This window comes from Thauera butanivorans (assembly GCF_048398245.1).
GTDB classification, from domain to species: Bacteria; Pseudomonadota; Gammaproteobacteria; order Burkholderiales; family Rhodocyclaceae; genus Thauera; species Thauera butanivorans.
Genome location: NZ_CP183038.1, coordinates 1,460,886 through 1,473,588, shown reverse-complemented (window position 1 = coordinate 1,473,588; position 12,703 = coordinate 1,460,886). Strand labels below are relative to the sequence as shown.

Genomic DNA, 12,703 nt, shown 5'->3' with positions numbered 1-12,703 from the left:
GACTTCGATCAAAGCCGACCGTGCAGCGCACCGACGCGGCACGGCCACCGCCCGCGACGGCAAGGCCACGGGCCTTGCTCGCCCACGGAGCGCGCGATGAGCGAAACGGGCGGCAACGACGCGGATTTCGCGCTCGACCACGGCCTGCTGCGCCGCCGCTTCGCCCGCGCCGCGGCGACGGCCGACGGCGCCGACGTCCTGGCGCGCGAGATCGCACGCCGGATGGACGAGCGCCTCGACTACATCCGCATCGAGCCGAAGCGCGTGCTCGACCTCGGCTGCGGCACCGGCGCCGACCTGCCCCGCCTGGCGCAACGCTTCCCCCAGGCCTGCGTGCTGGCGGCCGATTTCGCCATGCCGATGCTGGCCCGCGCCGGCCAGCGCCTGCGCGACGGCGCCCCCGCTCCCGGCTTGCTGCGCCGCCTGCTCGGCGGCAAGCCTGCGCCCCTGCCCCACGTCGCCGCCGACGCCCGCCGCCTGCCCTTCGCCCGCGGCAGCCTCGGCCTGGTGTGGTCCAACCTGATGCTGCCGGCACTGGACGATCCCTTGCCGGCCTTGCAGGAAATCCACCGCACGCTGGAAGTCGGCGGCCTGCTGATGTTTTCCACCCTCGGCCCCGATTCGCTGCGCGAACTGCGCGACGCCCTGCCGCGCACGGCGGGCGAACGCGTGCACCGCTTCATCGACATGCACGATCTGGGCGACGCCCTCGTCAAGGCCGGCTTCGCCGATCCGGTGATGGACATGGAGATGCTGACGCTGACCTATTCCGAACTCGATGGCCTGCTGTCCGACCTGCGCGCCACCGGGGCGGCCAATGCCGCCGTCGGCCGCCCACGCGGCCTGTCCGGCCGCAGCGGCTGGGCGCAGGCGCGCGCCGCCTACGAAACCCTGCGCCGGGACGGACGGCTGCCCGCCACCTTCGAGATCATCCAGGGCCATGCCTGGAAAGCCGCGCCGAAGACCACCGAGGACGGCCGCAGCATCGTCCGCTTCCAGCCCCGGCCCACGCCGCGCTGAACCGACACCGCCATGCCCAACCGCACCGTCTGGCTGTTCGACCTCGACAACACGCTGCACAACGCCAGCCCGCACATCTTTCCGCACATCAACCGCAGCATGACGGCTTATCTCGAACAGCACCTGTCGCTGTCCCCCGAGGACGCCAACGCCCTGCGGATGAACTACTGGCGCCGCTACGGCGCCACCCTGCTCGGCATGATTCGCCACCACGGCACCGACCCGGCGCACTTCCTGGTCGAGACGCATCGCTTCGACCGCCTGCACGAGATGATGGTGTTCGATCGTGCGCTGCGCGGCATGCTGCGCAAGCTGCCGGGCCGTCGCTTCGTGTTCTCGAACGCGCCGCGCCACTACGCCGTGGCCGTACTGGGGCTGATGGGCATCCACGAGCTGTTCGAGGACGTGATCGCCATCGAGGATCTGGACTACCACCCCAAGCCCGGCATCCGCGGCTACCGCAAGCTGCTGTCCTCGCGGCGCCTGGACCCGGCCCGCTGCGTGATGCTGGAAGATTCGGCCGTCAATCTGCGCACGGCGAAGCGGCTGGGAATGCGCACCGTGCTGGTGGGCCGCAATCTGCGCACGCCGGCCTATGTGGATATGAAGCTGGCTTCCATCCTGGACCTTCGCCGCCAGTTCGGCCGGCTGCTCGGTGGACGGCTGGCGGGCTAATCCCGCACGGCAAGGCTGCGCCGCATGAACACCGCACCGGCACCGTAGCCGTCGGGCAGGCCCAGGGCCTGCGGCACGAAGCCGAGCCCTCGCCAGTAGGCCACCGCATCGGCCAGTGCCACCAGGGTCAAGGCGCGGTGCCCGGCCTGTTCCGACCAGACTCGGACCTTGCCGAACAAGGCTTGGCCCACGCCCATGCCGCGAGCGCGCGGCGACACCGCGAGATCGTGCAGGAAACCGTGGTCCGCCTGCCCCGGCGGGTGGTCGATCAGCGCATGCAGCTGCGGTACGCCGGCCTGCCACGGATGGGCGAAGACATAGCCGAGCGCCTCACCGCCGCGCTCGGCCAGCCAGCAGGCCTCGGGCGCGAAGCTCAGCTTGCGTCCGAGTACGTCGGCGGACTCCTGGTAGGCATCGCCATAGGCCTCGCGCTGGATGCGGAGCACGGCATCGAGATCGCTGCTCCGCATCGTCCGCAGCCCCACGGCGGGCAACGCCGGAGCCCCCGGCACGATCACGCGCCGGCCTTCAGCCAGCGTGCAGCTTCCAGCGCGTAATAGGTCAGGATGCCATCGGCACCGGCACGCTTGAACGACAGCAAGGCTTCCAGCGCGCAGGCCCGGTCGTCGAGCCAGCCGTTGGCCGCGGCCGCCTTCAGCATCGCGTACTCGCCGCTGACCTGGTAGGCGTAGGTCGGCACCTGGAGTTCGTGCTTCACGCGGCGCACGATGTCGAGATAGGGCAGGCCGGGCTTGACCATGAACATGTCCGCCCCTTCGGCGATGTCGAGCGCCACTTCGCGCAAGGCTTCGTCGCTGTTCGCCGGGTCCATCTGGTAGGAATACTTGTTGCCCTTGCCCAGGTTGCCCGCCGAGCCGACCGCGCTGCGGAAGGGGCCGTAGAAGCTGCTGGCGTACTTGGCGCTGTAGGCGAGGATGCGGGTGTGGATGAAGCCGGCATCCTCGAGCGCGGCGCGGATGGTACCGATGCGACCGTCCATCATGTCGCTGGGCGACACCACGTCGGCGCCCGCCGCGGCATGCGACAGCGACTGCCTGACCAGCGCATCGACGGTTTCGTCGTTGAGGATGTAGCCGCTGTCGTCGGGCAAGCCGTCCTGGCCGTGGGTGGTGTAGGGATCGAGGGCGATGTCGGTGATGACGCCCAGCTCGGGAAAGCGCGCCTTCAGCGCACGGATCGCGCGCTGGACGATGCCGTCCTCGTCCCACGCGGCGGCGCCGTCCGCGGTCTTTGCCGCCGGGTCGGGGACACCGAACAGATCGACCGCCGGCACGCCGAGCTCCAGCGCCTGCTCGGCCACCTTCAGCAATTCGTCGATCGACAGCCGCTCCACGCCGGGCATCGCCGCCACCGCCTCGCGGCCGGGCTTGTCATGCACGAACACCGGATAGATCAGGTCGTTGGCCGTCAACACATTCTCGCGCATCAGGCGGCGGGAAAAATCGTCACGGCGCATGCGGCGCATGCGGGTGGAAGGGAAAGCTCCGGTCGGTCGCATCTGTGGATCTCGCTTGTCGGTTTCGAAACGGCCCTGGCCGGCGTGTCCGCACACGCCGGAAACACATGAAGTAACGCATTGGCAGCGGAACTTCCGGGCAAAGTGTCTTATCTTAGCAAGCAGACGGTGGCACGCTCGCGTGCTGCTTCGTCTCCCGCTTCACCTCCCTGAGCGGGTGCCTCGCGCCAGCGGGGCATTTTTCACCCCCGGCTACTCCCCTGGTCGGGGGTTTTTATTTGCCCCTCCTCCGCCCGGTCCCCGGACGGGGCCGCCAGCCCGGCATCCGCCCCGGCCAGACCGAGCCAGCCGCCGATGACGCGTTCGGCATCCTCGACCCCCGTTTTCTTCAGGCTGGAGAAGAGCTGGACCGTCACCTGCGGTCCCAGCGGCGCGAGCTGGCGCCGCACGTCCTGCAGCACCGCGCTGGCCGCGCCGCGCGACAGCTTGTCGCTCTTGGTCAGCAACACGTGCATCGGCCGCCCCGACGGCGCGAACCAGTCGATCATCTGGCGGTCGAGCGGCGTCAAGGGATGACGCGAATCCATGATCAGCACCAGGCCGATCAGGCTTTCCCGCTTGCGCAGATAGTGCTCGATCAGGCCCTGCCACTCGCGCCGGACCTTCTCGGGAACCGCGGCATAACCGTAGCCCGGCAGGTCGACCAGCAAGGCGCCGCTGTTGAGGCGGAAGAAGTTGATCAACTGGGTTCGCCCCGGCGTCTTCGACACGAAAGCCAGCCGGACATGCCCGGCCAGCGTGTTGATCGCGCTCGACTTGCCCGCATTGGAGCGCCCCGCAAAGGCGATTTCCGCCCCGGAAGGCGGCGGCAGGCCGGACGGCTTGGCGATCGATATCTCGAATTGTGCGTTGCGGAAGATGGGCATGAAAAAAGAGGACAAAAGACCGGGCGGATGCGCCACAAAGCCCACATCGCGTCGCGCAAGGCGGGTTTCCTGTTATAGAATACCGCGTTTGAAACAATCACTCACGGCTTTCCGAGGACATCATGACCAAGCGTTCCCTGCTGCTCTCGTCCCTGCTGCTCGTCACCGGTGGCCTGCAGGCCCAGGAACAGGCTCCGGACCTCGCCAAGGCGAAACAGACTGTCGAAACCCTCTGCGTCGCCTGTCACGGCACGGATGGCAACAGCCAGCTGTCAGCCAACCCGAAGATCGCGGGGCAGCATGAGGACTACCTCTACAAGCAGCTGCGCGAGTTCAAGGGCTGGAACGGCGAGCCCCCGGCACGCGAAAACGCGGTCATGACGGCAATGGTGGACAGCCTCGAAGAAGCCGACATGCGCGCGCTGGCCCAGTATTTCGCCTCCTTCGAACTGCAACCCGAGCCGGCGAAGAGCCTCGACACCATCGAACTCGGCCAGAGCATCTGGCGCGGCGGCATCGCGTCCAAGGGCGTTCCTGCCTGTGCCGCCTGTCACGGTCCTGCCGGTGCCGGCCTGCCGGCGCAATATCCGCGCATCGCCGGCCAGTTCGCCGAATACACCGAAGCCCAGCTCAAGGCCTTCCGCGACGGTGGCCGCGAGAACGACCCGAACCGCATGATGCGCATGATCGCGCTGAAGATGACCGACGCCGAAATGAAGGCCGTTGCGGACTTCGCCGCCGGCCTGCGCTGAGCACTGCCGGCTGTCGATGCCGACAGGGACGAGGGGTGGAGCGATCCACCCCTTTTTTCATCACCGGGCCGTCCCAAGATGAAAAACGCCCCCTTGGGAGGCAGCGACCTCACGCAACGGGGGAGCGTGGAGGCCGTTTTTCATGTGCCCTCCCCTTGTGTGAAAATGGCAGCCGTGCCGGTCTGCCCCGGCAACTTCCAGTTTCCCCTGGCTCGCAGCAGATGACTCATCCACCCCCCAGCAGCACGGCGCAGGACGTATTGAAGGCCGCCGACGCGCGCCGGCTGATCCTCGACAGCCTGTCTCCGGTCACAGGCGGCGAACGCGTCGAGCTGCATGCCGCCCTCGGGCGCGTGCTGGCGCAGGACGTGATCGCCCCGCTCGACGTGCCGATGCACGACAACTCGGCGATGGACGGCTATGCGGTGCGCGCCGAAGACCTGGACAGCGGCGCCGGCAGCGAAACCAGGCTGAAGGTAGTCGGCAGTGCCCTGGCCGGCCATCCTTTCGCCGGACGCCTCCGCCCGGGCGAGGCGGTGCGGATCATGACCGGCGCGGTCATCCCGGACGGCGCCGACACGGTCGTCATGCAGGAAATCGTTCGCCGCGAGGACGACAGGATCTTCATCCCCGCCGGCCAGCAGAAAGGCCGCAACCTGCGGCGCGCCGGGGAGGATCTCGCTGCCGGCAGCGTCGCCCTGCCCGCCGGCAGACGCTGCGGCCCTGCCGAACTCGGGCTGATCGCCTCGCTCGGCATCGGCGAGGTCGCGGTGCGCCGCCGCCTGCGCGTCGCTTTCTTCTCGACCGGCGACGAGCTGACCCCGATCGGCCAGCCGCTGAAACCCGGCGCGATCCACGACAGCAACCGCCACACCCTGGCCGGCGCGCTGGCGCGGCTGGGCTGCGAGCTGCTCGACCTGGGCATCGTGCCCGACCGGCCCACCGCGCTCGAAGCCGCTTTCGCCGAAGCGGCCGGCACAGCCGATGTCGTCATCACCAGCGGCGGCGTCTCGGTCGGCGACGCCGACTTCATTCGCGAGCTGATGGCACGCATGGGCGAGGTTTCGTTCTGGAAGCTGGCGATCAAGCCCGGGCGGCCGATGGCCTTCGGCCGCATCGGCGATGCCGTGCTGTTCGGCCTGCCCGGCAACCCGGTGGCGACGATGGTGAGCTTCTACCAGTTCGTCCAGGATGCCCTGCTGAGCCTGATGGGCGTGACGCCGCTGCCTCCGGCCGCACGCTTCGCCGCCCGCGCCGACTTCGCCCTGCGCAAGCCGGCAGGCCGCGTCGAATATCTGCGCGGGCGCCTGCTGCGGGACGGCGCAGCGCTCGGCGTCACGCTGGCCGGCGCACAGGGCTCGGGCATGCTGCACTCGATGTCCGAAGCCGACTGCTTCATCGTGCTGCCGGAAGACTGCACTTCGGTGCAGGCCGGCGACACCGTTTTCATCCAACCTTTCCACGGCCTGGTCTGATGACCGGGAAACGATCATGACCCAGGACGAACTCAAGAAAGCCGCCGCGCTCGCCGCCCTCGACTATATCGAGGACGGCAGCATCGTCGGCGTCGGCACCGGCTCCACGGTGAACCACTTCATCGACGGCCTCGCCGGCATGCGCGAGCGCATCCGCGGCGCGGTCTCCAGTTCCGAATCCAGCTCGAAGCGGCTCGCCGCGCACGGCATTCCGGTGTTCGATCTCAACGACATCGACAGCATTCCGGTCTATGTCGACGGCGCCGACGAGATCGACGGCAGCTTCGCCATGATCAAGGGCGGCGGCGGCGCGCTGACGCGCGAGAAGATCGTCGCCGCAGTCGCCCGGCGCTTCATCTGCATCTGCGACGCCAGCAAGCGCGTGCAGACGCTGGGCCGCTTCCCGCTGCCGGTCGAAGTGATCCCGATGGCGCGCAGCCACGTCGCCCGCGAACTCGCCCGCCTGGGCGGAGAGCCGCGCCTGCGCGAAGGCTTCGTCACCGACAACGGCAACCTGATCCTCGACGTGCACGGCCTGGCGATCGACGATCCCACCGGCACCGAACAAGGCATCAACCAGATCGTCGGCGTGGTCACCAACGGCCTGTTCGCCGCCCGCGGCGCCGATCTGCTGCTGCTGGCCGGAGCCGCCGGCGTGGAACGCCTGCAGCGCGCCTGAGCGCCCGGAACCGATCGTCGGCCGCCGTGTGACATGCAACAAAACCGTAATCTGCGGGTGCTAGCCTGCGTGCTTCCATCGACAGGATCACGGCGAAGATGACGGAACACACCTACAAGCAGTTCAGCACCGAACTGGAAGAAATCCGCAGCGGCGTGCTGCGCATGGGCGGACTGGTCGAAGCGCAGGCCGCTGACGCGCTCGAAGGCCTGCGCACCGGCAACCTCTCCCTGCTCAACCAGGTCATCGAAGGCGACCAGCGCATCAACCTGATGCAGAAGCAGCTCGATGACGCCTGCAACCACATCGTCGCCCTGCGCCAACCGACCGCGGCGGACATGCGCCTGGTGATGACGGTGATCAGATCGGTGGCCGATCTCGAGCGCATCGGTGACGAAGCCAAGAAGATCGCCAAGTCGGCCAAGCGCCTGCACTCGGCCGAACTGAGCTTCGCCCCCCGCATCGACCTGTCGCCGTCGGCCCGGGCCGCGCTGGCGATGCTGCATTCGGCGCTCGACGCCTTTGCCCGTGCCGACGCCTCCGCCGCGCCGCGCATCGAGCGCGAGGACGCCGAGGTCGATGCCAGCTTCAAGGCGATCATGCGCCAGTTGATCACCTACATGATGGAAGATCCGCGCACGATCACCAGCAGCCTCGAGCTGCTGTTCAACGCCAAGGCGATCGAGCGCATCGGCGACCATGCGATGAACATCGCCGAGTACGTGGTCTTCCTGGCCCAGGGCGAGGATGTGCGCTACAGCAAGTCGGAAGAGGCCCAGCGCAGCGGCAACTGAGCATCCGGAGGGCCGCTCCACATGAAAAAGGATGGCCAGGCCATCCTTTTTCGTATGTGCCGCTTCACTGCACTCGATGAGTTTCGCTACGCGCCGGCTACGCGACCCGACCCATCGGCCACCGTACCGCTGGGAGCGGCTTTGGCCGGGGGGCGCCGAGCCGCGAATACGGCCTTGCTGCCGCCCAAGGGGCGGCTTTCGCGGCTAAAGAAACCTACAGGAAAGCTGCGTCACTGCGCGGGCGGCACATAGCCGCTCACCTGGTCCGCGCCGCCCTCGAAGAAATGCTTCTCCATCTGTTCGGCCAGATATTTGCGCGCGCGGGCGTCCATCAGGTTCAGGCGGTTCTCGTTGATCAGCATGGTCTGGTACTTGACCCATTGCTGCCACGCTTCCTTCGACACGTTGTCGAAGATGCGCTTGCCCAGCGCGCCCGGCACCGGCGGGAAATCCAGCCCTTCCGCCTCACGGCCGAGTTTCACGCAATTCACCATGCGAGCCATGTTCAATCCTCTCTGCTAACGGGTTCATCGGAGCTCGAAGCCGGCATTCTAGCGGATTCACCCCCGCCTCTCGCCGACAGGCTCCAACGATTGCGTCCTTCCGCCTTCGAGCGGTACATCGCCTCGTCGGCGGCCGCCATCAGGCTTTCCTCGTCACAGCCATGCTCGGGAAACAGGGCGATGCCGATGCTTGCCGTGACGCCCGTCCTGCGTCCATCGAACTCGAACACCAGATTGCCGATCGACTCGCACAGGCGATTGGCCAGTTCGGCCAGCGCCGCTGCCTTCGTGTCGGGGACCAGGATGGAGAACTCGTCGCCGCCGACCCGGAAGAACATTTCATTACGGCGCACCACGCCGCCGACCCGCTCGACGAGCTTCACCAGCACCTCGTCGCCCGCCTGATGGCCGAAGGCGTCGTTGATCGGCTTGAAGCCGTCGAGGTCGATGCCGAGCAAGCCGACCGAAGTGCCGCGCCGTGCCGCATCGGCCAGCATGCGCTCCAGTTCCTCGTGGAAGCGGCGCCGGTTGAAGATGTTGGTCAGCGGGTCACGCTCCGCCATCGAGATCAGCTGTGCCGAAATGCGCCGGGCCTCGGTCACGTCCTCGTAGATCCAGACCCGGCCGATGCGCTGATCCTTGCCCGCCCCGGCCACCACCGCGGAGCGGTCCGTGATCACGCGGCCATCGGCGAAACGGAATTCGTACTCGTCGCTCATCGGCTGCTTGGCGTCCAGCACTTCGGCGACGTGGGCGAAATAGGCCTGGGCATCTTCCAGCAGGGTTGCCGCCTTGCTCTGCAGTGTGCTCTCGCGCATGCCGATCAGGTGCGTATCCTCCGGATAGCCCCAGATTTCGAGCATCGCCCGGTTGTAGTACAGCACCCGCCGTTCCTGGTCCATGAACAGGATGCCCAGCCGGATCAGGTTGAGCAGCGCGGCGAGGCGCTGGCGCTCGTCGTTGCTTCTCAGCAGGTAGTGCTCGCGCAGCGCCTGGGCGCGGCGAAGCTCGGTGACCGTCTCGAGCAGCTTGTATTCGGTTTCCTTGCGCGACTGGATGTCCTCGGCCGACAGGCGCAGGGCGGCCAGCCCCGGCGCGGCATCCGGCACCGCCCGCCAGTGGGAGGCGACCCAGGCCGCCTCGCCATCCCGCCGCCTGAGCCGCAGTTCGAAATCCTGCGCCACGCCGTCCACCACCATCTGCGTGATCATGCGGCGGCAATAGGCACGGTCCGATTCGTGCACCAGCAAGTCGAGGGCGTCCTCGGCCTCCATGCACTCCCGCGGCTCCAGCCCGGTGACGCGCTCGATCGAGGGGCTGATCCACAACAGACGCAGATTGCGATCGAACACCGCTTCGATACCGTGGACACCCTCTGCCACCTGTCGCAGGAGCGCCAGTTCGACATCGGCCTGCCGCCGCATCGCACGTCTGGGCCAGAGGATCATAAGAGCTTCACGAATACCTTCGAGCGCCGCTGCAGGTTGTACAACTCACGCTTCTTGCGCGGCAGGGCTTCGGGGCCGATCTCGCTGAAACCCCGTTCACGGAACCAGTGCGCGGTGCGCGTCGTCAGCACGAACAGCCGCTCCAGCCGCTGCACGCGGGCACGGCGCTCGATGCGCTTCAGCAACTGGTCGCCCAGGCCGGCGCGACGGTATTCCGGCGTCACCGCGAGACAGGCGAGTTCGGCGGCGTTGTCCTCCGAGAACGGGTACAGCGCAGCACAGCCGACCAGCACGCCATCGTGCTCGACCACGGTGAAGCGTTCGATTTCCTGTTCGAGCAGCTCGCGGCCGCGGCGCACCAGCGTGCCGTCGGCCTCCATCGGCGTGATCAGCGAGACGAGCGCGGCGACGTCGTCGACCGTCGCCTCGCGCAGGCGGAACAAGGGGTCGCGCGACACCACGGTGCCGACGCCGGCGTGGGTGAAGAACTCGAGCAGCAGCCCGCCGTCCTTGTCGTGATCGATCAGGTGGCAGCGCGCCACGCCGCGGCGTACCGCGCGGATCGCACACGGCAGGAAGAGTCCCAGATCTTCGGTCAGGCCATCCCCACTCGCGAGCCTGGCTTGCGCCTCGTCCGCCGTCACCGATTCGATCAAGCCGCCGTCGGCATCCAGCAGTCCCGGCGCATCGCACAGGTAGATCAGCTTTTCCGCCTTCACCGCCACCGCCACGGCCTCGGCGACCTCTTCCATCGCCAGATTGAAGATTTCCCCCGCGGGCGAAACGCCGAGCGGCGTGATCAGGACCACGTTGTGCTGGTCGAGGTCGGCGTTGATCTCCTCGGCGACGATCTTGCGCACCGCGCCGGTGTATTGGTAATCGACGCCATCGACGACGCCGACCGGACGCGCGGTGATGAAGTTGCCGCCGGTCACGCGCATGTAGCTGCCCGCCATCGGCGTATTCGGCAAACCCTGCGACAGCAGCGCCTCGACTTCGAAGCGGGTCACTGCCATTGCCGCCTTCACGCACTCCAGCGCCTCGGCATCGGTCACCCGCAGGCCATGGTGGAAACGCGGCGCCAGCCCACGGCGCGCCAGCTCGACATCGATCTGCGGCCGCGCCCCATGCACCAGCACCAGGCGGATGCCGAGCGCGGCGAGCAGGTTGCAGTCGTAGGCCAGGCGCTGCGCGCGGTCGCCCGCCGCCACTTCGCCACCGAAGCCGACGACGAAAGTCTTGCCGCGAAAGGCGTGAATGTAAGGCGCGGCGCCACGCACCCAGGCGACGAACTGGGAAGTGGGGTCGTCGGGCGCCGGTACGGCAGAGGTCGATTCAGCGTTCACGCAGTCACCGCGGCAGGAGCCGGACCAGCGGTAGCCGATGCCACCCGGGCCGACGGAATTTCGGATGGCGGGATTCTAGCGGATGCGTGCGCGCGGCGACATCGCCGCGCACAAATCAGGTCAACGCCGCTTCGATGCGTTCACAAATCGTGCGCAATACCTTGATCCGTGCAAAATATTTGTTCTCTGCCTCGACCAATGTCCAGGGCGCGCGCTCGGTACTGGTGCGATCGACCATGTCGCACACGGCACGGACATAGTCGTCCCACTTCTCGCGATTGCGCCAGTCTTCCGCGGTGATCTTGAAGCGCTTGTGCGGCTCGGCCTCGCGCGCTTCGAAACGCGCCAGCTGTTCTTCCTTGCCGATCGCCAGCCAGAACTTGATCACGATGATGCCGGCGTCGGCGAGTTGGTCCTCGAAGTCGTTGATCTCGGCGTAGGCCCGCATCCAGTCGGCCTCCGAGCAGAAGCCCTCGACCCGCTCGACCAGCACCCGGCCATACCACGAACGATCGAACACGACGGTCTTGCCGCGCGCCGGCAGGTGGCGCCAGAAGCGCCACAGATAGGGCTGCGCGCGCTCCTCCTCGGTCGGCGCCGAAACCGGCACCACGCTGTACTGGCGGATGTCCAGCGCCGCGGTGACACGGCGGATGGCGCCGCCCTTGCCGGCAGCGTCCACGCCCTCGAACACGAGCGCCAGCGAATGCTTGCCGCGGAACGCCGCCTCGCGCGTCAGCAACGCCAGCCGCCCCTGCAGGCTTTCGAGCGCCTCCTCGTATTCCTTCTTGCCCATTTCATGGCGCAGCGCCAGGCTGTCGAGCAGGTTGCGCCGGGCGATCGGCGGCAGCGGCGGCGCCAATTGGCGCGGCGCGTGCTTGCGACGGGCGGCTTCGAGGCGCTTCTGCAGCGCCGCGAGCAGCGTCCGGCCGACGAAGAGCGCGCGGAAGTACGGATCGCTGCCATCGACGATCATCCACGGTGCGTTGCCGGTACTGGTCTGGCGCAGCGCATGTGCGGCGACGTCGCGGTAGCGCGCGTACTGCTCGTAGAAATGCCAGTCGCGCTCGGTGACGCGCCAGCGCGTGCGCGGATCCTTTTCCAGTTCGCGCAGGCGCTTCTTCTGCCCGCTCTTCGACAGGTGGAACCAGAACTTGACCAGCAGCACGCCTTCCTGCACCAGCATGTCCTCGAAGCGGCGGATCTCGCCGAGGCGCTGCTCGAAGCGGGCCTTGCTGCCGATGCGCTCGACCCGGTCGCGGATCGGCTGCGAATACCAGTTGTTGAACATCACGCCGATCTTGCCGCGCGGCGGCAGCGCGCGCCAGAAGCGCCACATGAACGGACGCTCGCTTTCCTCGGTGGTCGGCTGGTCGAAGGCCCAGCCTTCGATGTGGCGCGAATCCATCCACTCGTCGAGCAGATTCATGGTCTCGCCCTTGCCCGCACCGTCGATGCCGTTGATCAGCACGGCGACGGCGAACTGCTTCAGCTCGAGGATTTCGTACTGTGCATCGAGCAAGGCCGTGCGCAGCGGCGGCACGGCGGCGTCGTACTCTTCCTTGTCGGTCCTGTGGCCGAGCTCCGCGGATTCGAACATCCCATCCT

At 67.6% G+C, this 12,703-nt stretch carries 13 protein-coding genes; 6 read left to right on the top strand and 7 right to left on the bottom strand.

Translation table 11 applies throughout. From position 1 onward, the window contains the following. The first annotated feature begins 96 nt into the window (after positions 1-96). Entirely contained in the window at positions 97-1,020 is a 924-nt protein-coding gene (locus ACNQFN_RS07090; protein ID WP_418648376.1) for a methyltransferase domain-containing protein, read from the top strand. 12 nt (positions 1,021-1,032) lie between these two features. Continuing rightward, the gene (locus ACNQFN_RS07085) at positions 1,033-1,695 is read left to right on the top strand and encodes a pyrimidine 5'-nucleotidase (RefSeq protein WP_418648375.1); all 663 of its coding nucleotides are present in this window, start codon (positions 1,033-1,035) and stop codon (positions 1,693-1,695) included. Here ACNQFN_RS07085 and ACNQFN_RS07080 read toward each other — a convergent pair. From ACNQFN_RS07080 to yihA, 3 genes are all read right to left on the bottom strand, one after another. Further along, on the bottom strand, positions 1,692-2,165 hold the full coding sequence (locus tag ACNQFN_RS07080) for a GNAT family N-acetyltransferase (RefSeq protein ID WP_418648374.1): 474 nt from the start codon (positions 2,163-2,165) through the stop codon (positions 1,692-1,694). The genes ACNQFN_RS07085 and ACNQFN_RS07080 overlap by 4 nt on opposite strands. A gap of 44 nt (positions 2,166-2,209) precedes the next feature. Beyond that, entirely contained in the window at positions 2,210-3,214 is a 1,005-nt protein-coding gene (hemB, locus tag ACNQFN_RS07075) for a porphobilinogen synthase (protein ID WP_263462568.1), read from the bottom strand. A 200-nt stretch (positions 3,215-3,414) separates the two neighbouring features. Then, complete coding sequence (gene yihA / locus ACNQFN_RS07070) at positions 3,415-4,098, bottom strand: ribosome biogenesis GTP-binding protein YihA/YsxC (RefSeq protein ID WP_068635627.1); 684 nt, start codon at positions 4,096-4,098, stop codon at positions 3,415-3,417. A gap of 122 nt (positions 4,099-4,220) precedes the next feature. Between yihA and ACNQFN_RS07065 the strand changes: the two genes are divergently transcribed. From ACNQFN_RS07065 to phoU, 4 genes are all read left to right on the top strand, one after another. Continuing rightward, the gene (locus ACNQFN_RS07065) at positions 4,221-4,850 is read left to right on the top strand and encodes a c-type cytochrome (RefSeq protein WP_068635578.1); all 630 of its coding nucleotides are present in this window, start codon (positions 4,221-4,223) and stop codon (positions 4,848-4,850) included. 221 nt (positions 4,851-5,071) lie between these two features. Continuing rightward, positions 5,072-6,325: a gephyrin-like molybdotransferase Glp gene (glp, locus tag ACNQFN_RS07060; protein ID WP_418648373.1), complete on the top strand. Its 1,254-nt coding sequence runs from the start codon at positions 5,072-5,074 to the stop codon at positions 6,323-6,325. Positions 6,326-6,341: 16 nt separating this feature from the next. After that, positions 6,342-7,004 (top strand): ribose-5-phosphate isomerase RpiA, encoded by a 663-nt coding sequence (rpiA, locus tag ACNQFN_RS07055; protein WP_068635576.1) that lies wholly within the window; start codon positions 6,342-6,344, stop codon positions 7,002-7,004. A 98-nt stretch (positions 7,005-7,102) separates the two neighbouring features. Next, complete coding sequence (gene phoU / locus ACNQFN_RS07050) at positions 7,103-7,798, top strand: phosphate signaling complex protein PhoU (RefSeq protein ID WP_068635575.1); 696 nt, start codon at positions 7,103-7,105, stop codon at positions 7,796-7,798. 230 nt (positions 7,799-8,028) lie between these two features. Here the strand turns inward: phoU and ACNQFN_RS07045 are convergent, their stop codons facing one another. The 4 genes from ACNQFN_RS07045 to pap form a co-directional block, all read right to left on the bottom strand. After that, positions 8,029-8,301: an oxidative damage protection protein gene (locus ACNQFN_RS07045; protein WP_068635574.1), complete on the bottom strand. Its 273-nt coding sequence runs from the start codon at positions 8,299-8,301 to the stop codon at positions 8,029-8,031. A gap of 2 nt (positions 8,302-8,303) precedes the next feature. Further along, entirely contained in the window at positions 8,304-9,749 is a 1,446-nt protein-coding gene (locus ACNQFN_RS07040; RefSeq protein ID WP_068635573.1) for a diguanylate cyclase domain-containing protein, read from the bottom strand. Beyond that, on the bottom strand, positions 9,746-11,095 hold the full coding sequence (argA, locus tag ACNQFN_RS07035) for an amino-acid N-acetyltransferase (RefSeq protein ID WP_068635572.1): 1,350 nt from the start codon (positions 11,093-11,095) through the stop codon (positions 9,746-9,748). The genes ACNQFN_RS07040 and argA overlap by 4 nt, the downstream gene beginning before the upstream one ends. 115 nt (positions 11,096-11,210) lie before the next feature. Continuing rightward, entirely contained in the window at positions 11,211-12,695 is a 1,485-nt protein-coding gene (pap, locus tag ACNQFN_RS07030) for a polyphosphate:AMP phosphotransferase (protein WP_068635571.1), read from the bottom strand. Between the last annotated feature and the right edge of the window lie 8 nt (positions 12,696-12,703).